The 18,863-nt window shown below is 62.8% G+C and carries 14 protein-coding genes; 2 read left to right on the forward strand and 12 right to left on the reverse strand.

The window, feature by feature from the left end:
• The first annotated feature begins 238 nt into the window (after nucleotides 1-238).
• On the forward strand, nucleotides 239-1,453 hold the full coding sequence (locus AC11WY_RS10560) for a hypothetical protein (RefSeq protein ID WP_482925175.1): 1,215 nt from the start codon (nucleotides 239-241) through the stop codon (nucleotides 1,451-1,453).
• 53 nt (nucleotides 1,454-1,506) lie between these two features.
• On the opposite strand, the gene AC11WY_RS10565 is transcribed toward AC11WY_RS10560, so the two are convergent.
• The 6 genes from AC11WY_RS10565 to AC11WY_RS10590 all read right to left on the reverse strand — a co-directional run bounded on the left by AC11WY_RS10565 (nucleotide 1,507) and on the right by AC11WY_RS10590 (nucleotide 10,610).
• Complete coding sequence (locus AC11WY_RS10565) at nucleotides 1,507-2,253, reverse strand: DUF6339 family protein (RefSeq protein ID WP_482925177.1); 747 nt, start codon at nucleotides 2,251-2,253, stop codon at nucleotides 1,507-1,509.
• Nucleotides 2,246-3,151 carry a hypothetical protein gene (locus tag AC11WY_RS10570; protein ID WP_482925179.1) on the reverse strand — a complete coding sequence of 302 codons (906 nt, stop codon included), beginning with the start codon at nucleotides 3,149-3,151 and terminating at the stop codon, nucleotides 2,246-2,248. The genes AC11WY_RS10565 and AC11WY_RS10570 overlap by 8 nt, the downstream gene beginning before the upstream one ends.
• The gene (locus AC11WY_RS10575) at nucleotides 3,148-5,010 is read right to left on the reverse strand and encodes a hypothetical protein (protein ID WP_482925181.1); all 1,863 of its coding nucleotides are present in this window, start codon (nucleotides 5,008-5,010) and stop codon (nucleotides 3,148-3,150) included. The genes AC11WY_RS10570 and AC11WY_RS10575 overlap by 4 nt, the downstream gene beginning before the upstream one ends.
• On the reverse strand, nucleotides 4,995-6,014 hold the full coding sequence (locus tag AC11WY_RS10580; RefSeq protein ID WP_482925183.1) for a PD-(D/E)XK motif protein: 1,020 nt from the start codon (nucleotides 6,012-6,014) through the stop codon (nucleotides 4,995-4,997). Before AC11WY_RS10580 ends, AC11WY_RS10575 begins: the two co-directional genes overlap by 16 nt.
• Nucleotides 6,011-8,845: a Z1 domain-containing protein gene (locus AC11WY_RS10585; protein ID WP_482925185.1), complete on the reverse strand. Its 2,835-nt coding sequence runs from the start codon at nucleotides 8,843-8,845 to the stop codon at nucleotides 6,011-6,013. Before AC11WY_RS10585 ends, AC11WY_RS10580 begins: the two co-directional genes overlap by 4 nt.
• A 169-nt stretch (nucleotides 8,846-9,014) precedes the next feature.
• On the reverse strand, nucleotides 9,015-10,610 hold the full coding sequence (locus AC11WY_RS10590) for a DNA cytosine methyltransferase (RefSeq protein ID WP_482925291.1): 1,596 nt from the start codon (nucleotides 10,608-10,610) through the stop codon (nucleotides 9,015-9,017).
• Nucleotides 10,611-10,677: 67 nt separating this feature from the next.
• Between AC11WY_RS10590 and AC11WY_RS10595 the strand changes: the two genes are divergently transcribed.
• On the forward strand, nucleotides 10,678-11,130 hold the full coding sequence (locus AC11WY_RS10595) for a very short patch repair endonuclease (RefSeq protein ID WP_482925187.1): 453 nt from the start codon (nucleotides 10,678-10,680) through the stop codon (nucleotides 11,128-11,130).
• 65 nt (nucleotides 11,131-11,195) lie between these two features.
• Here the strand turns inward: AC11WY_RS10595 and AC11WY_RS10600 are convergent, their stop codons facing one another.
• From AC11WY_RS10600 to AC11WY_RS10625, 6 genes are all read right to left on the reverse strand, one after another.
• Nucleotides 11,196-11,411: a hypothetical protein gene (locus tag AC11WY_RS10600; RefSeq protein ID WP_482925189.1), complete on the reverse strand. Its 216-nt coding sequence runs from the start codon at nucleotides 11,409-11,411 to the stop codon at nucleotides 11,196-11,198.
• Between the two features lie 346 nt (nucleotides 11,412-11,757).
• Nucleotides 11,758-12,210 (reverse strand): N-acetylmuramoyl-L-alanine amidase, encoded by a 453-nt coding sequence (locus AC11WY_RS10605; protein WP_482925191.1) that lies wholly within the window; start codon nucleotides 12,208-12,210, stop codon nucleotides 11,758-11,760.
• A gap of 107 nt (nucleotides 12,211-12,317) precedes the next feature.
• Nucleotides 12,318-12,659, reverse strand: coding sequence for a hypothetical protein (locus AC11WY_RS10610; protein WP_482925193.1), 342 nt, complete (start codon nucleotides 12,657-12,659; stop codon nucleotides 12,318-12,320).
• 48 nt (nucleotides 12,660-12,707) lie between these two features.
• Nucleotides 12,708-14,399, reverse strand: coding sequence for a DUF2793 domain-containing protein (locus AC11WY_RS10615; protein WP_482925195.1), 1,692 nt, complete (start codon nucleotides 14,397-14,399; stop codon nucleotides 12,708-12,710).
• A 10-nt stretch (nucleotides 14,400-14,409) separates the two neighbouring features.
• Complete coding sequence (locus AC11WY_RS10620; protein WP_482925197.1) at nucleotides 14,410-18,366, reverse strand: baseplate multidomain protein megatron; 3,957 nt, start codon at nucleotides 18,364-18,366, stop codon at nucleotides 14,410-14,412.
• Nucleotides 18,366-18,860, reverse strand: coding sequence for a C40 family peptidase (locus AC11WY_RS10625; protein WP_482925199.1), 495 nt, complete (start codon nucleotides 18,858-18,860; stop codon nucleotides 18,366-18,368). The genes AC11WY_RS10620 and AC11WY_RS10625 overlap by 1 nt, the downstream gene beginning before the upstream one ends.
• Nucleotides 18,861-18,863 lie beyond the last annotated feature (3 nt).

The raw sequence follows: 18,863 nt of genomic DNA on the forward strand, positions 1-18,863 counted from the left end.
ACCCCGCTCCGGCTACGCCCTCCCGGGGTTCCACAACCAACGACACTTTCTCATCCAGATTGACGCGCGACTCTCATCTTGATCGTCGCGCTACAATCGACGTCGCGATTCTGCACCGATCTTTAATTTGGCTTGGCGGACTGATGTTCTCGGACGCCTCTCTTGGGTGGACCAGCATATGCAGCAACCGCGAACAATTACCCGCCGTGATCTGTATGATCTTGTTTGGAGCAAGCCGATGTCGACGCTAGCCATTGAGTTCGGCATCTCCGACCGGGGTCTGGCCAAGGTCTGCGGTCGCCACCGCATTCCCGTGCCGCCGCGAGGCTATTGGGCGAAGGTGGCTGCCGGAGAACGACCGAAGGTGCCACCCTTCCTTGAATGGAAGGATCGCAGCCTTGATCAGGTCATTGTTCGCGGTGCGATTTCATCGCTCCCGGACAGCATCGCCGAACTTGCCATGAAGCGTAAAGCCGAGCGTCAAGGCCGCGGAACATCGGAAAAGGAAGCTTCCGACGTTCCCCTGTCTATGGTCACAATCCCCCATCCAACCGTCGCAAAGACCGCAAAAGCACTTCGCACAAAAAAGCCGGATAGCGATGGCGTGGTCAGCGCCACCGATCCCGGGCACTGCGGTGTCATCATCAGTTCAACGTGCACCGAGCGTGCCGTCGTCATCCTCGATGGGCTGGCCCGAGGTCTCGAAGGGAGTGGCCTTACACTGATACCTGAGGGGGACAAAATGTCCCTGAAGCGCGGCACGGACGCCGTGAACTTCACTCTGCTCGAGCGGACGAAGCGGGTGAAGTATATTCCATCGCCTGAAGAACTTGCCCGGGAAGAACGGCGCAAAGAAAAGCAGGCGCGATCATGGCGGCGAAACGACTGGGACAGTTCGCCTTTTGGGTACAGCCCTCCGTGGCCGGAGTATGTCACCGAGTGGACTGGCGAACTGGTCTTCGCGATAGATGTTTGGGCAGACGGACTCCGGAAGACTTGGGGTGACGGAAAGATTCAGCGGATCGAGCGCCTGGTGCCGGACATCGTCGCCGGGATCGAACTGGTCCTTGAATTCATCCGCGTGCGCCGCGAAGAACGTGAAGATCGCGAACGGAAATGGCAAGAACTGCAGCGCCGACGGAAACTTGCTCACGCTAGGAAAGAGCGCGAGGAGAAACGCTTGGCCCACCTCCAGCACATTATTGACCTGCGGCGTGAGGCTCGAGATATCCGAGATTGGCTGGCAAGCCTTCCGCCTGAGACCAACCCCACAGAGGAAAGCGATCTTGGGCGGATGATAACTTGGGTTGGTCGTCGTCTTGCCGATATTGATCGACAAACCGGAATCGAAGCCGCCCAGTCCTTCGCTGGAACGAACGATTTGTTTCCTCAGGTGGATGACCTGCATGACCCGGAGGGCGATCCAATGCCCGCGTCTGGCTGGGGCTACTGAGTACGTCGCCTCGGCCTCAGTCGGCCTCTTAAGCAATCTTGTTGACGCGAAGTTCATGACGCAGCGTCGTCGAAATAGCCCTGCAGTCGGCTGACAAGCTCGGGCTCACCCAACGAGGCTAGGCACGTAATCTCGTTGTCGATCCTGATTCTCCGCACCGCTCGGCGAGTCACATCCTCCATTCGGCTCGCACCAATCCGGGCCGCAGTCGCTAGCCATGCTTCCGCAATTGCGCGAGCGAGCGTGGGGTCGGCCCCGATCGACGGCCTTTCGACAATCTGAACCGCTGCATCTTCTGACAGCGCCTCGAGGAGCTGCCAGCGTTGCGGCGCACTCGCGCCCCGATCCAGTGCGCGTGCTCGGAGCCAGAGCCGCTGGAATGTGTTTCGCAGGCCACCTTGGAAGCGATCAGCGTGCCCGTCCTCAAAGCGCCAGAGCACCACATCCGGGGCGATACAGCATGCCACGAATGCCCAGACATCGTCCCTCAGCGCCTCACCGCCGCTGATGATGGAAGCCTCCACCAGCGACTGCGCGCAATCGGCATCGAATGACGCCCTAGCGGCGGCTCGACTCTCATTTGGAAATCCACGACTTCTGGCAAGAGCAACAATTTGCTTTTGCAGTGCCGTCAAGTCGGCCGCGGCGGCTCGCGATCCGCCACTGGACGCGTATGACACTGAACTGCCGGCCGCCTCCATCCGTTCGCTGATGGAACCTGTTCGCAGCAAGTCTGGCAGGCCAATCAGTCGCCGAACGCCGTGACTGTCGAGGCGGGGCATGAGGCGGAACTCACTCATTTCGGAGCTCTCCTGCAAAGAGGCTTCCGATCGCGAGCTCGAAGCGTGCCGGGTCATGCTGTGCTAGTGTCAGCGCAGCCTCGGCCGACTGTCCTGGGAACGCCTGTTCCACCCATGCCTCGATCACTGCAGACACCGAGGAAGGACTGACTTCCGCGTCGTCCAGCGGAAAATGGTCGAGAGCGATGGCCGATCTGACCATCTGGGTGGCTACTGAGCACATTAGCATCCTCAGCGTGACCTCGTCCGCGTGTTGCACGGCTTCGACAAAAGCCGGCCTGTCCAGGTTGATCAGCAGGCGGACCGAAGTCGCGAAGTCGTGATGGAGGTTCTGCGGAGACCAGTCGAGGTACCAGAGCGCATCGCCATGACCGGTCGGGAACACAGTCGCGAAACTCACGGCTTCGATCGGAAAGCGCGGACCGAGCGGTTCCACCGCCGCGCGGAATTCGTCTCTCCAGAGCCTTGCGCCTGTCGTGACTGGCGAGACCCGGCGGCGAACAGTACCCGACGATAGAAGAACGATCTCGGTCGCGAGCACGAAAAGCTCTGAGACCTCGCGACCATCGATTGCAAGCGCCAGTACAACAGCCTCGCGGCCGACCTGAATGACTTCCCGGGTAACAACTTTTTTCGTGCGCTGAAGGCGGCGGCCGCCGGTGCCGAAAGTGACGATGCAGAGGAGCTTGATCTCGTCGGGATTGAGCCCGGTGTCTGCGGCTACCCCTTCCACATCGACCTTGAAATGACGAACCGCTTCGAGGTTGGTCGAGTAGTCAAAGTGATCGAGGTGACCGTCCGCGAAGACGCAGGGTTCTCCATCACGCGTGATAAGCCAGGACCCGGCACTGATCCGGTCCGGCTCGGGACGAAGGAAGGGATAGGCAATGGCCGTCATGACGATGCCTCCTCAGCTGCTGCCACTCGCACTCCGGCCGCAGCAACATCAGGCACGATGATCCGGGCACGATAGCTGCCGCTCTCGCCCGGCGTTGCGAGCAGTTCAGGCGATGTCGTCAGCTGATTGCCATCCTGATCTTCCCAGCAGACGAACGTGACGACGACGTCACCCTCGTCCGGACTTGCCAAGACACCATCGATCACAGGGGCGGGTATGGCGGTGAGGCGAACTGCCCGCTCCGTACTGTTGTCCACGTCGACCTCGAAAAGCGCTTCGGCCCCGGCAGCACCTTCCTGCAGTGCAATGAAGCGTGGCTCGCTGACGCGCCAGCTGCGGCCTCCGCCGCGACCACCGCCGCCTCGGCCACCCCCACGCGCTTGCCCACCGCCGCCGGCACCCACCCCCGTACCTCCGATTGCGGGCATACAGTTGCCGAGAAGATCGGCCGCCTTGGCAAGCGGTGGCTGCTCGGATGCTCCCGATGTGGAGGACGAAGCCGGATATGCGTATGATGCCGCGAGATACTTCAGCCTTGCCAGCGCAACCCGAACGAAGGTCTTTGCCCAGCTCTTCGGCATTTTGTCCGGAATCCAGTCGTCGTGCGCAGGTGGCTCTGCGTCGGCGAAGGCTTGCTCAACGACGGGATCGTCGTCGCAGATGAAGACCCCGGCCCATTCGACGGTGTCCCCCGGCAGGTGTGTGCCCTCGATGTACTTCACGACCAGTTCAACCGGACGCATGAGCGCAATGTGCGCACTGGTGGCCGGGATGATGCTTTCAGCGGGGTCGCAGAGAAACTGACGGGGTCTCCTGAAGCCGCGTCTGATGGAGCAGTGGCCGAGGTGCTGGATGGGCCGTTCGGATGCGATCTTGTTCAGGTTTGGCCCTCCGGCCTTCACGGCGCGATAGGCCTCAACGAATAGGTCAAGCGGCGGGAAATCTTCGGGTGCCGGAAGCGGCAACAGCTCTCCATTAAGTTCGACCTCGATAGCCATGGCCCTTTGGCCATTGGCGCCGGCAAGCATCTTTGGCCAGAGGTACCAGAGCAGCGCCTCCCGGATTTCGGCCGCAACTGCCTCGAGCGGGCGGTCCTCGAGATCAGGGTCGAGCACGACCAGCGTGGTTCCCGTGGCATCGGCCCCCCGGTCAGGAAGCCCAAGCGCCTTTCGCAGCCGAACGGCGCTACGACCGGTAACAGGATCGACGATATCCGCTTCGTCGTCATCGGCCACACCCCACCAGTGGCGTCCCGTCAGCCGGCCGTGACGCTTGCTGTCGTGGGCATCGCCCAAGTGGCATCCAATGAAGCGATGAACGATCCGTTCAGAAGGAGTCAGCGAGACAGAGTCGACGAGGACCGTGGCGCATCTACTGAGCTGATAGAGTGAACTCTTCCCGTAACCATATGTGCCGCCACCGCCCGCCATGTCACGACGGGCGCCCATGTTGCGCACGAAGTTCACGAAATCGTTGTGTTCCCCTGGCTTCGGCAACACGTTCGCCCGCGATGGGCCACCAAGGCCACGGGTCCTCCAGTCGGAAATCTCCATAACGACCGGATGTTTCGAGGAAAGGTAGGCGCGCAGTGGGTCTGCCGACTGCTTGGACGGAGGGAGCTTGGCGAGGATCTCATCGCGGAGAATGGCAGCCTCCCCGGGCAGGAGCTCTCGCAAGCCAATCCGATACCCGACCCCCGACTCGACGAGCCGTGCATCCCAAGTGTTCTGGACCGTCTCTCTCACGACTGTCTCCAGCAGGGAAAGCGTAGGTGTGCCCAGAAGCTTCTTCATGCCGTCGGCAGCCATGCCGCCTGCAGCCGCGAAACATTCTGCATGAAGGTTCAAGGGTTCAGACATGACACCATCTCCTGAAGCGCAGTGTCGGCCTCAGCGGGCCTCACGCGGAACTCTGATGCAAAATCGAGATTCACCCGGTAGCGGAAGTGGCTGACCCCAACCGGCATTTCGCCCTCCGCGAACGAGGCGGGAGTGAGCCGCGGGAAGCCCTCGGTCACCGAGTAGAATTCCAGCGAGAGGAGGGAGAACCTGAACGAGGACCACTCATCGGCTTGGGCCTCGTCGTATCCGAGCAGGGCGAGCCGATCGGCCACGCCGCCAGGATCGCTTGCGATCGTGCACGCATGCGTTGCCTCACCCACAACCGAAAGAGGCCCGGCCCCGTCATATTCCAGCACGCAGTGCGCGAGCAGCAGATGTCCACCGGGGGGCGCTGCCAGCTGGTCAATTGCAGATACCTCCACGACCCGGGACTGGGCACGAAGCGAAGTCTTGACCTCGATTGCCCGATCACCGCCACGGAAGTCGTGACGGCCGCCAGCCGGCCCGGTCCAGAGTTGCCAAGCGTCGGGTTCAACGAGAAGTAGCCGGTTCAGGATGATGAGCTCGCCAATCAGCCCGAGTGCGGTTTCGATCGAAGGACGCTCGCGGTTAGCGCCCAAGAGGAGATTGCGAAAGTCGGTGATTGCTTCCTCGAGCGCGTTCGCCGGCGCGGCGCCCCCCCTCAGGCGACGAACGACTTCATCGACCAGCTTCTCGAAGACGGCCTCGAGACGTTCGCCGCGGCAGGCGACATCGATGAACCGGACCGGCAGTCCCTGCAGCAGAAGCACGCTGTCCTTGAGTTCAAGACCGTGCGTATCTTGGACCATCGGGAACCGCTCACCGGGTGCGAGCGGAACAAGAAGCCGCGCTTCGCGCTCAGCTCCTATCGCGAGGCGGGCCGGACCCGCGCCAGCCGAGGCGTCAAGCACCAGGGAGGGCACTCCCAGATCGCTCGCCTGCGAACCTGACTTCTGCCGCAGGCGTTCCCAGCCGATGCCCGCACGGGTTCCGTCCGTCATGTCGCAGCCTGTCCGGCATCGCCGTCGATGTCGGCCTGAACGTCCTCCTCGTCGCCGTCGTCCTGGTTGATCGGGACGCGGACATAGCTCGTCTTCGCACCCCGCTCTGGCAGAACGAGGCCAATTCCCAGCATGTCGCGCACCGCGCCGAGCGGTTCGCGTAGCTTCTCAGATCTCGGCACCGACGCCTCATCGATTGCGTAAAGGAGCAGCAGTGGAATCCGGTCACCGACCAGCGTCTGACGGAACTCCTTAACGCTGTCCCAAGACCTGTCATCGGGCGAGCCGGTGACGTCCATAAGCACGTCGTCCCGCGACATCAGAGCCTTGATGTCGGCGAGACCATCGCGTGTCAGCCCCTTGAGGCGTGCCCGGTTGACGAGGCCGACATTGCCGAAGGCACCAAGCGGCTCAACGGAGCGGCGGGTTCCGCCTGTTTCGACGATCGCGATGTTCCACGTTTCGTACGGCTGATCGGCCCTGCTCGCCTCGAGCCGAATGTACTCCAACAGCTTTCCCGAGATCAGATCGCGCTGGTCGCTTCTGTAAGTCTCCAGAAACTTCATGGCGAGATCGAAGGATACGCCTTCGATCAGACGGCCGCGCCGCACAGGCTTGATGCCTAGGCTCGCTGCCGCATCTACCAACTCGGACGCAGCCTTCCAGTTGTGCTGAAGAAAGTCCTCGTCGCGGTGCGGGAAGCGAATGGTCTGAATGTGCTCTCCCGAGAAGCTAACGTCGCATGCCTTGGCTGCATACATCTTCTTGGCAGCGGTGATGGCCAAACCAGGAATGCGTCGCACCCGGATCGAGAAGTCCGCCGGTGTCACCTCGCGTTTGCGGTACTGCTGAATGTCGGCCCGGATCTCGGCCTCAACCGTCGCCAGATCGCGGAACGACGTCCGCAAATCGTTGGTCATCCAGATCCGCGGGAGGTCCTCGTAACCGGGCCGATATCCGAACCATCGGCCCATCTGAAGGAGCGTGTCGTACTGGTTCGATGAGCGCACAAAGTAGCTGACGACCAACCCCTCAATGGTGAGTCCACGCGCAAGCACCGAGCCGCCGACCACGATGTACTTCTTCGGCCCCGACGCGTAGTCGAGCCGCGTCTCGCTGTCGCTGTTCTCGACCACGATCGCGATGTCATCGAGGACCTTCTCGAGCTCAGGCCTCAGCGCGCTAAACGATGTCGGCGCAAGGCCAAAGCGGCCGGCATCGACCTTGGCCACCTCTTCGAGCCAGAGCTCCTCAAGTCGATCAATTGTCTTCTCATCGCCCTTCGAGATCTTCTTGGCGAGCCCTTTCTGCCAGGCCGCGATCTTGTCGGCAAGCGCGTGATGCGGGTGCGTGTAGACCGTCGTGTGCACCAGCATCGAACTGTGCTGGCGCGACTGCCCACGTACATTGCGGGCGGCGGTTGCAAGCACGAAGTAGGAAAGTGCCTTGTCGAGCGATTTCGGGATGCCGGGCTCGAAGGTGAACCGGTCCTTCGCTGACGGTGGTCGGACGAGGGCTACCTCGGCGTCAACGACCTCACGGATCATGTCGAGTCCGGACTCCTCCGGTTTCTCGTCATCGGCATCGATCGGGTCGCGCCCGAACAGGCTCTCCGGACCGAAATAACCTTCGGGCTTTGGCAGGCTCGTGATGAAGTCCTCGGGATATAGGTCGTCCAGGCCGCCGGTCGGCTTCTCCGGGTTGATCAGCACGTTTGCAAAGGGCGTCGCCGTGTATCCGACGTATTGGACCTTCGGCAGTGCTGCAAGAATCTTGCGGATGAGCGCGTTGATCGCCGTCATGTTGTACTGACTGCCGGTCGCATTGACGCCGGCCTGATCGCATTCGTCATCTACTATAAGCACAGGCATGCGCGCGCGGTGCGTTGGCGGCGTCTTTTCGATAGTGCCTAGAAGCGCTTCAAGTGGCGCCACATTCTTCTTCACGGCAGCGATCTGCACCGGATCCATAATCGAAAACCACTTACTCGCCGGCTTCCGGAAGTCGGAGTCGCTTGTGGTGTGGCTGTGCCACCCGTACTTGTTGCGCTCGACCAGATCGGACTCGATGCGATCCTGAGTCTGCGTTCGCAGCGAATTTGTCATGCCCGTCAGGATGATCACGAAGCGGTACCCGGCATCGACCGCTTTGGCGATGACCGCTTCCATGTTGGCAGTCTTCCCGCTCTGCACATAGCCGACCACCAATCCTCGGCCCCGGAACTCGCTCTGGGCGGGATTCTCGAGAAGCGAGACCACCTCGGTCGATGTTGCGTCGATGCTCGCGACAGTCTCCTTCGACCAGCCCTTGCGAGACAGCAGGAAGGCCTCGAGCTTTGGCCAGTGCAGATCGCCTGCGCGCGGACCGTCATACCAGTGCGGCCGTCGCGGCTTGCGAAGCGAAAAGTTGCCAAGATACTCGATCTTCCGCTCGAACGCGGCTTCAAGCTCTCTGACAGCCGCCTTCCAGTTCGCCTCGTGTTGCGGGTCGAGCGGGCCAAGAAGCCGCTCGAAGGACGCGCGGGCTTCGTTGGCTGCGGTTTCGAGATCCAACCCGGCAGCCTGCTCCTTCCGGATGTTGCTGACCCATGCCTCGACCTGACCCGCCACGGGCGGGGGCAACGGCGCCGCGTCAGCTTCGCCGATCAGCGTCGCAACGGAAACGCCGTAGTTCTGGGCCAGCGCCTTCAGCACGTCGATGCCCGGGTTCTTCGCCACACCGCGTTCGAGTTCGGACAGGTAGGCCTTGGACGACCCGACCTTTTCGGCGACCTGCTGGAGCGATTGGCCCGATTGGACACGCAGGTCCTTCAGAAGGGATGAAAGCGACATGGTTTCTCCGCGATGATCTGGAAGGGAATGCGGTCGCAGTCGAAGCGACATCTCCACAGGCCCGCCGTGGACTGGGCCCAACGACGCTTCTGCTCGGGATTTGCCTCGCCGCTACGCTTTATCCAGATGAGTTACACACAGCGCCGTATGCTGGCGCGAACCATATATCTCACTTAAGCGAACGATTGTCAATCGTTCGCTTAAGTGAACGCATGCGTTCGCTGGAGGCTGACTTTTGAAGGGTGACGTACACAGCCGCTGCTATCTGACGCGCCAAGAGCGGCGGCACGGCGTTTCCGACCTGGACATACTGCTGCGTTCGATTGCCGAGAAACAGGTAATCGTCGGGAAAAGTCTGCAGCCGCGCGGCTTCGCGAACCGTTAGGCTCCGGCACTGGATCGGATCGGGGTGAATGAAGTAGTGGCCATCCTTCGAGATGTGGCTCGTGACCGTGGTCGATGCCTCGTCCGCCAGCTGAACCCGGAAGCGGTCATTGAAGACACCGCTGTGCCAGTTTCGGTGATCGGGGCTGAGCACCAGAGGGAAATCGGCGGCCTTCGGGCTGTAGCCGTGGACGGTTCCGAACACAGCAGCAAACAGGTAGCGTGACAGATCCGACGCCATGTGCCCGCGCGTCTCATGCTGAGCGATCGCGCGAAGTTCCGGTCGCTCGATCCACTGCAGCAACTCATCGTTTGAAGTGCCGTAGCCATCTGGCAACCGTGACGCAGCGCGAACGATAGGCGGGTTTTCCTTCACTCGCTCCGAAACGTTCAGGAATGCCTCACGGAGCGCCCGGTCGTCCTTCCCCTTGGAAATGCCAGCCAGCATGTTCGCGGCGCCGAGGACTTCTCCACACCAGACCGCCGCGTCGTCAAGCCCGCGGCTAATGCCGCTCCGCAAGGCAGGCATCGTATCGATGACATCGCGGACGGTCCGAACCCTTCCCGATACAGCGATCTGCGCATCGGCGGCCCGCCCTGCGAGGTCCGACCGGATGCCGACGATGATCACCCTGTGGCGACGCTGCGGGACTCCAAATGCCTCGGAGCGCACGATGAAATCCGAGGGCCGCGCCGCCACCTGCAGGCTGGCCTTGCCATCCTCGACCCGGACCGCACGAAGTTCGTAGTGATGGGCATGCCCGGTGCCGAGCGACGACAGATCCTCCATCAGCATCTCGAAGACAAGACGGCTCTCGACTGTGGACGAAAGCATACCCTTGACGTTTTCCATCACGAAGGCGGCCGGGCGAAGCTTGTCGAGAACTCGGATGTATTCGCGAAAGAGATAGTGCCGCGCATCCTCCTCCGGGACATAGCCGACCTTGCCCCTGGAGCGGACTCGCCCCACAAGAGAATAGGCTTGGCAGGGCGGGCCGCCGATCAGAATCGTGTCGTCGTACTTTCGCCTCAGCGTGGCGATGGCACCATCTATTGCGGTCGCCGCAGCCTCGGTGCCGAGCTCAAGCGAGCGGGCTTCGTCGATGGCATGCTGCCACGCTTCGGCGTCGACGGCTGACCAGTCCGGTTCGGATGCAAGCCCGGCATGGAAATCTATGAACTCTTTCGGCAAGACGCCGTGACGCACACGGTACTCGCGCAGAAAGGCGCGCAGCGTCAGGGTCCTATGCGCCGACGCCTCCTTCTCGATCGAAATGCCGATCCGGAACGGCGCATGACCGTCCTCGACGAGGGAAGCGAACCCCTCGCCAAGGCCACCCGGGCCGGCAAACAGATCAACAATGCCGAAAGTGGAAGGCAAATCAGGCTCCTGACGAATTCCAGTCATCCGGTGTATACCAGGTCCAGCGACGAAGACCAGGACGGATATGACCGATATCGTGGACCAACAGACCCGTTCCCGGATGATGGCGGGGATCAGGGGAAAGAACACCAAGCCTGAGCTGGCTCTCAGGCGCGCATTGCACGCGCGCGGTTTCCGCTTCCGGCTTCATTCCGGCAAGGTTGATGGTCGACCGGACCTTGTTCTTCCGAAGCACCACGCCGTGGTCTTCGTGCACGGCTGCTTCTGGCACAGACATGAGGGGTGCCGCTACGCGACCGTTCCGGCAACCCGGTCGGATTTCTGGCGGGCGAAGTTCGATGCGAACGTCGCTCGGGACAGCGCCGTTCGCACAAGACTCCTAGAAGACGGGTGGCGTGTGGCGACGGTATGGGAGTGCGCCTTGCGAAAGCCCGAGAGGATGAACAACGCAGTCAGAACATTCGAGGAATGGCTGCTAGGGACCGAAGGCCAGCTAGAGATCGGCGCCCCAGCCTGACCTCGCTCTCAAGAGAAGAAGACAAGACGCCTGCTGTGATCAGTTTCGGGTGCTCTCCCGGCCAGTCAGAAATCGGTCTCCCCGTAGACCCCCGAGCAGTGGTAAGCGACCGCTGGAGCCGTTGCGCCGTTGTTCAAGAACAGCCGGGGTGACAGGAACTGCGTGTTGGCTGGCAGGTCCGCTGCGATCTCCTGCTCGAACACCGCGCCCGAAACCTCGTCGACCACCCGCACCCACACGGAACTGCCGTTAAGCGGTGACTCGATAAACAAGGTCAGCACCCCACCCGTCACTATACCGAAACTCGCTCCCAGGTCGGTCAGAGTGGGCGCGCCGGTGCCATCGTTCGCGACCAGCTGCCAGCGTGTGTGGGTGCCGCGCAGTAAGCCGATGCCGATGCAGTTGATTGCGGCGGCCAGCGTCAGCGTTGTGGCCAGCGCGGCGAATGAGACATAAGGGCCAAAGAATCCTACGCTAGTCGTCTACAAAGTCGTCAGCGAGAGGAGTGTCACTAAGGTCCATCCGTCGAAAACTGCCGCGTTTCCGCGCCGGCAGGCTAAGCGTGCGAGCCGCCGGCCAGCAACCGATTCCACCATCGGAGCCGAAGTCAACCGCCGGCCCTCCTCTCTACGTCAAACCAGATATGCGCACCCTAAACCCTGGGCAGGCCTTTGCCGTGTAGTCGTTATGCCCCGAAACCTTCTGGATCGTTGCGCGGCCCTTGATCTCACGGATCAGCCGTCTCGCGGCCGCCGCCTGCGCCGGCGTGAAGTTCCTATCGAACTCATCGTCCCCCTCCGCGCTGTATCCACCCAGCAGGCAGATCCCAATTGTGCCGCGATTATGCCTTTCAACATGGGCGCCAATCTCGGTCTCCGGACGACCCGGCGCCACCGCCCCGTCCCGGTCAATGACCCAGTGATAGCCAATGTCGCGCCAACCGCGCTGCTGGACATGCCAGCGGCGGATTTCGGCGACCTTTTCGACGAGCGGGTGCCCGTCCATCCAGTCGGGTCGGGTGTCGGCGCAGTGCAGGATGATCTCGGTGACGGGGTAGCGGGCCCTGCCTTGGAAAATCATGGGATGTCCTTTCGAAGATGATGGGTCAGACGCAGAGGAAGAAAAGGAAGCCAACCAAAACTGCGACGCCCCAGAAAAGGGCCTCGCGGCGGAGGTGGCGGAAGCGGTCAGCCTTGCGCATCGCCGTCCCCTTTTGCCCTGGTGGTCCGAGTGCGGATCAGGTCGATCAGCAGACCGGCGATGGAAATCCCACCCAAACCCACGATGAATGAGGCGAAGCCATTGGTGTCGCCGTTCGGTGCCAGGTCGCCGATCATCGGGCTGATCAGTGGATTGACGAAGGGCCCGACATAGAGGGCACAGATCGAGCCCACGAGAAGTGAAGCTACTCCGTCCTGCCAGCGCTCGCGCAGGGTGACCCAGCGCACGATGCCGCCTGCGGCTCCAGCGAGAGCGGTTTTCGCCTGATCGGTCATGATCCATGACCAGAAGTCGTTAGGGTTTGCCACGAAGGGCTCCTTTCGTATGGTAAGTTTGGGATGCGGATTTTTGCTAGATCAGGACCAGCTGCCGCCCAGCGCGGCGGCCGGGCCGAGGTAGATGCACTCGAAATAGCTGCCCGCGTTGACGACAGCCGCAGCCGCCACATCGAGCGCGATGGAGGGAATGAGCGTCCCGGCGGTGGTGATCTCGAACGTGCCGTGGATAGATGCGCGAAGGGCGGCCGACGTCGCAACCGACGCAAGGGCACCGCCGCTGGCCGGGACATCGGACGCCGTGCCCGAGGTGGCAGTTGTGCCGCCAACCGCCACGGTCCCACGCGAGCCGAAATCCTGCATCGACATTTTGCCGAATACTGCTGAGCCCGCACCTTTCAGGTCGAATTTCGCCGAGCCGCTGGTGGTCGACATCGAGGTCAGGAGTAGCGAACAGGAGAACCGGTATGTGCCTGCTGCCAGGGACAGCGCCCCGTTCGTCGACCAGTTGAACAGCTTCTGGGCCATGGTGACGCTGGTCAGGGTGTAGTTAGCTTGCAACACGCCATAGGCAGCGGTGGCACCCGATCCGCCCGACAGATCGATCGACACTCCGCCTTGACGCCCTCGGAACTTGCTGGTCGTGGAATTGTACCAGAGGTCGCCGTCCGCGACGGTGCCTGGATCGCCCGCATTAGGGTTCAGTTGAAGCGCCACCATGGCGCGGACCCGGCCGGAGGTCCGCTCCAGCTGCAGGGCATTGAACCAGGTGGCGCCGTCGCCCGAGACCTTGATCTGGAAGTCATCCGACCCAGTGAGGCCAAACTCTGCCCGCCCAGAAAACCCGGTCTGGAACAGGAAGGAGCCGGTGTCTGTGGCGGCGGCCTTGTTGACCTTGACCTGATGTCCTGCGCCCGCGTTGTTGAAGAGGCTGGCAGGGGCGTTGATCGACAGCCGGTTTGTGGCATCGGCGGTCGCGCCGCCCAGACCGAGATAGAGTGCCGAGACATTTGCGGCCGCCATGGCGATGGCGGACACCGTCGAACCAAAGGTGACGGTCGGACTGTTGATCGTCAGCGTGCCCAGCGCCCCGGCGACAGCAGAACCGATTGTGACGTTGGTGATCGAACCCGACAATCCTGCGGTGCCGAGGTTCACCGCCTTGGTGACCCCGCTCGTCGTCGCCCCTGTGCCAATGCCGAGAGTCGAGGCCGCAGCGGAACTGCCCACCGTGACGCTGGTGGCCGAGAAGGTAGTCGTGTTCTGAAACGTCTGGGCCACGCCGGACAGGACCGCGACGCTTGAAGATACGTCCGGCAGGGTGAACACCCTTGTCGCCCCGGCCGTGAAGCCCGCGATCTGGAAGCGGGCTTGCTTGGTTGGATCGATGTCGTCCTGCAGCGTGAAGACCGCGTCCGAGAAGACGCCGGTGATCAGCCCAGTCCAGATCCCAGTCCCAGCGTTGTAGAGAAGCAGTGTGTCGGTGCTGATGTCGACGGCGGTCCAGCCATCGAGCGGCGCATAGAAGGCCCAAGCCCCGTCCTGCCAGGCAGCGATCTGTCCCGCATGTCCGGACCAAGCCCCGGTCGGCGCGGCCGGGAGGATCCAGCGCTGGCCTTCGACCGGGCTTCCGGGCGGTGAGGCCAGCGCCATGCTCTGGACGGTGACCTGCACCAATGCATCCAGACGGCGCAGGGCTTCGTTCACGGTGACATGTTTCTGCGACTGGTTCGCCGCGAGATAGGGCAGAACCAGGTTGGGCGTATCCGCCATGGGAAATCTCCTAGGGGGTGAGGATGGCCTCCGACGGCGCGCCACGGCCCAGCTGGCCGTTCTGGAAAACGCGCAGGCGCAGGCTGGTTACCGGTGCGCCGAAATCGGCGGCCTGCATTGCGGCGGTATAGGTCCACGCGGCAACAGGCAGGCCGGTGACCGTTCGGATCACCGATCCACCGCCGTTCAGGATCTCGACGTCATAGGTTTCCGAAGCTTCGCCCAGCGGCACTTCCGGCGCGTTCCAGCTGTCGCCTGCAAGCGACCTGGTTCGGCGCAACCAACTGATCGCGACGTCGCCCGATCCTTGCCAAGCGCCCTTGATCCGCACTGGGCTCCAAGGGCGCAGACCCCGACCTTGCGGCGTGAACGCCAGCGCTAGATTGATCGCATCACCGGCGGCGCGGCCGACTGGACCGATCCGCCAATTCCACGGCATGCCCAGTTCCGCCTCGGTTACCGGCAGCGTCACCAGCGCAGAGTTCAGAAACACGATCCGACTGCCGATCGAAGCCAAGGGCACGATGGCGTCTTCGGTGCCAGATTGGCCGCGCAGGAGGCGCGTCAGTCTCCAGCGGCCGGTCGAGACGATGGTGGCGAGGCCGAATTGCAGCACTTCCCAGATGCCCGACGCTGTTTCCAAGGCCAGCGCGTTTGTGCCTGCGAACAGCTGCTCGTCGGTCACGCTTTGCAGCGATCCGGACGAGATATCGACCAGCAGTGAATTCGCCAGATCGAAGCGCCAGGACGGGCCAGCGGCAAGGATGGCCGCCAGCGTTCCGAACTGGGAAGGGACAGGAGCCGTGGAGAAGAACGAGAACCCGTCCGATGAAGCACTGCGCCAGATTGCGGCCTGGCCATACCACGGCGAAGCGGCAACCCCCGCCAAGGGGCGATAGGCAGCGACGTCCTCGCTCAGTTGCGGCAGGTCGAGGATTTCCGCATCCGGGGGCCCAAAGACCACCGGAACGGCAGTCGAAACGCCCCGTGACGGACCCTCTGGCAAGCCGTAGACCGTCTGGTCCCGTCGCGAAGCTTCCACCCGCCGCGCTTCGCCATCGGCGATCTGGGTCAGCGCGAAATCCAGCCTGCGGCCGTCGTTTTCGACCGAGACGACATCGGTCGGGTCGAGCGCCAGGCGCGAAGGCGGCAGGGCGAAGGTCGCGGTTTCGCGGCCAATCCAGGCCTCGAACAGCGCGCGGCGAGCATTGCGATCTGCAGTTGCGGGAGGATGGGCAATCGCGAATTGCTCGGCCTGCACCCTCACACTGTCGACCGTCACACGGCGAGCCTCCACTGTGACCGCCTCATAGTCCTCGTCCGCTGACAGCATCCGCCATTTCAACACTCGCGGCAGTTCCGTCTCTTGTCCCCGGGTGAACTCGATGTCCTCACCGTCGGGCCGGTCGGCGGCGACCAGATCGGCGGCGGTGATCGTGGTCAGAGAGGTGCCGCGCCGCGGAACGAAGCGCAGCAGCCCCTGACTTTCCACGGCATCAAAACCGAAATAGCGGGCCAGCGGCGCGATGGAAGCGCGCGGGCTTTCGAGAGCCGCGATCACGAAGCCGGGCACGGCATCGGCCAAGCGCGAGACATCGAGCGCATCCGGATCGATCCCCGACCGTGCACAGATCGACCGCACCAGATCCCCGAGGCTGGCGTTGCCCAATCGACCGTTCAGCCAATGCCCAACTTCCCAATTGGCGGTGTCACCCCATACATCGCTACGGCCCGGCCAGGCGGGATAGGGCCGCCCATCCCAACACCAGACCGCGCATTCCCCCATGTCGATCATCGGAGCCGAGTAGATGGTCGAAATCGGATTGTGGGCGGTGTCCGACCAATAGCCGATGAGCGCTTCCAGATATTGGCGCTGGATCGCATCGTCCCGCGCGCCGGAGGAGAAATACGGCAACTCGCTTTCAGAACTCTTCGGGTCGAAGAAGACGTTCGGCTGATTGGTGCCCTTTTCGACCGCAGGGCATCCGATCTCGGTGAAGCGGATCGGCTTTGACTGCGCCACCCATGCCGTGGTGCTGGTACTCTCGACGCCGCCTGGACGGTTCTTGTGGGCGCTGGACCACCAGTTGCGGAAATCCTTGGGCCGGAAGACCCAAGACTTGCCATAGCCGCCATCGCTGATCGGCGTCCGAGTTTGCGTGTTCCGCGCGGCGTCTGAGGCGTAGAACCAATCGAAATATTCGCCGCCCTCGATGTTCGATTGCAGATAGGCCGGGTCATGAATGCCCGACCAACTCCCCGAGGCATCGAGATGGCTGGTGCCGTCGCGCCAGTCCGACAGCGGCAGATAGTTGTCGATGCCGATGAAATTGATGTTGGCGTCGGCCCAGAGCGGATCGAGGTGGAAATAGATGTCGCCGGTACCATCGCCGGGCTGGTGGCCGAAGTATTCGGACCAGTCGGCCGCATAGCCGATCTTCGTGACAGGACCGAGGATTGCACGGCAATCAGCGGCAAGGGTTTGAAGTGCGGCAACGGCGGGATAGGTGCTGGCCCCAGATCGAGCGGTGGTTAGCCCGCGCAGTTCGGACCCGATCAGGAAGCTGTCGACGCCGCCCGCCGCGACGCAGAGCTTGGCGTAGTGCAGGACCATTCGGCGATAACCCCATTCGGATGGCGAGCCAGTCCAGGTGATCGTCGTGCCGCTGACTGAGAAATTGGCGGCCGCTGCCGACCCGAAAAATGCCGAAACTTGGGTTGCCGCCGCCCCCGTCTTGTCCACGGTGCCGCTCTGCCCCGCAGCGGGGGAGACGGTGATCCTGCCGCGCCAGGGATAGACAGGCTGACCCGGCGTCGCCGCATTGGCGCTATAAGGATTCGGCAGGGTGTTCCCCGCCGGGACATCCATCATCATGAAGGGGTAGAAAGTGATGCGCTTGCCCCGGGCTCGCAGGTCCTGGATCGCCTGCACCACCGCGAAATCCGTTGGCGTGCCACCGAAAGCGGCGGCACCACTCACCTGACTGATCAGTTGCGCCGCGGTGCGGGTCACGCCATTTACAGCCCATGACTTCGGCGATGTGGTCTTGGTGGTGGTCTCCACGCCTGGCTGGATCAGGCAGGACCCGGCACGCAGATCGGTGCCGAACCAGCTGACGACCAGCGATACGCTCTCGAGATTTGGTGCCACCTGTTCCAGGTTGTCCAGAGACGCGGGCAGGTCGGCTTTGCCGAAGGTGCTGTTCTGGTTCTCGGGGACCGTCGCGCCACCCGAGGAACGGGTAATAGTCTCGGTCGCATAGACAAATTCGCCAGCGCCCGGGATCAGGTTCACCGCCCGGATCAGGTTCTCGGCGGACCCATCGGCCAGCGTTGGCCGGATCACCTCGAAGGACAGTTGCGGGATGCGGTTGCCGAACTTCTCCAGCGGCAATTCCTCGAAGACGATGTAGGCCATGCCCCGATATGCGGGCGCATTGCCCGCGCCCATCTTGGCACTGATGAAGGGATCGGGCAGTTGCGTCTCGGTGCCGCTGTAAACGCGCCAGACCGCACCTGGCAGATCAAAGGGCTTGCCATCGGCCCAGATGCGCCCGATTCCCGAAATCGGCCCTTCGCACAGGCCGACCGCGAAGGAGCAGGAATAGGTGTAGGTGGTCGTCTTGACCTCGCCGCCGCCACCACCCTTGCCGCTTCCGCCTTGGGTGGTCGTTGTCGACTTCTCGAGGAAATCCGTGGCCCAGAAGATGTTGCCGCCGATCTTCATCCGCCCATAGACATTCGGGATGACCGACCCTTCGGTCGAGGAGGTGACGCGCAGGCTCTCCAGCCGCGCCCCTTCCGAAATCTGGTTCGGTGCGAAAGAGGCGATGATCCGGCTGTCGATGATAGTGCCGATGATCGACCCCGCTGCCTGGCCAATGACGGCACCGGACAGCCCCAAGATCGTGCCGCCAAAGCCCGCACCGATCGAGGCGCCAGCAGCAGCCAGAACGATGGACGCCATCAGAACACCTCACGGGAATTGGCTGGTGCGGCGCTGGGCGCTGCCGGAAACAGGAACGCAAAGCCCGCTCGCCGCGCCCATGCCGGGGTGAACGCTTCCTCGACCACGCCCGACCGGTCATAGGCGTGGATCAGGCTGGGGCGCATCACGCTGGCGCCGAGGATGCCGCAGTGCTTGGCAGGCACGCCCGTGACCATCCGGAACAGGATCAGGGAGCCGGGCCCGGCATCACCCAGCGACACCTCGATCAGGGCCGCCCGAGCGGCTTCGGCCAGGACTTCGCGGCGACCTGCCTCGCCCCAGTCGCGGGAATAGGGCGGCACTTCCCAAGGCTCGTCGCCATGCAGGGCCCGCCAAATGCCGCGTGCCAGGCCAAGGCAGTCGCAGCCGACGCCCTGCACCGAGGATTGGTGCAGATAGGGCGTGCCAAGCCATGCGCGTGCGATGGCCAGCACGCCCGAGTGATCGGCCGGGGTCCGGGTGATGGCGGTCATGTG

It is taken from the genome of Solirhodobacter sp. (genome assembly GCF_964715405.1).

Coding starts and splice junctions, on each gene's coding strand:
- AC11WY_RS10560 (WP_482925175.1), top strand. CDS start 239: ATGTCGACGCTAGCCATTGAGTTCGGCATCTCCGACCGGGGTCTGGCC.
- AC11WY_RS10570 (WP_482925179.1), bottom strand. CDS start 3,151: ATGACGGCCATTGCCTATCCCTTCCTTCGTCCCGAGCCGGACCGGATC.
- AC11WY_RS10595 (WP_482925187.1), top strand. CDS start 10,678: ATGACCGATATCGTGGACCAACAGACCCGTTCCCGGATGATGGCGGGG.
- AC11WY_RS10625 (WP_482925199.1), bottom strand. CDS start 18,860: ATGACCGCCATCACCCGGACCCCGGCCGATCACTCGGGCGTGCTGGCC.
- AC11WY_RS10620 (WP_482925197.1), bottom strand. CDS start 18,366: ATGGCGTCCATCGTTCTGGCTGCTGCTGGCGCCTCGATCGGTGCGGGC.
- AC11WY_RS10580 (WP_482925183.1), bottom strand. CDS start 6,014: ATGACGGACGGAACCCGTGCGGGCATCGGCTGGGAACGCCTGCGGCAG.
- AC11WY_RS10575 (WP_482925181.1), bottom strand. CDS start 5,010: ATGTCTGAACCCTTGAACCTTCATGCAGAATGTTTCGCGGCTGCAGGC.
- AC11WY_RS10585 (WP_482925185.1), bottom strand. CDS start 8,845: ATGTCGCTTTCATCCCTTCTGAAGGACCTGCGTGTCCAATCGGGCCAA.
- AC11WY_RS10605 (WP_482925191.1), bottom strand. CDS start 12,210: ATGATTTTCCAAGGCAGGGCCCGCTACCCCGTCACCGAGATCATCCTG.
- AC11WY_RS10615 (WP_482925195.1), bottom strand. CDS start 14,399: ATGGCGGATACGCCCAACCTGGTTCTGCCCTATCTCGCGGCGAACCAG.
- AC11WY_RS10565 (WP_482925177.1), bottom strand. CDS start 2,253: ATGAGTGAGTTCCGCCTCATGCCCCGCCTCGACAGTCACGGCGTTCGG.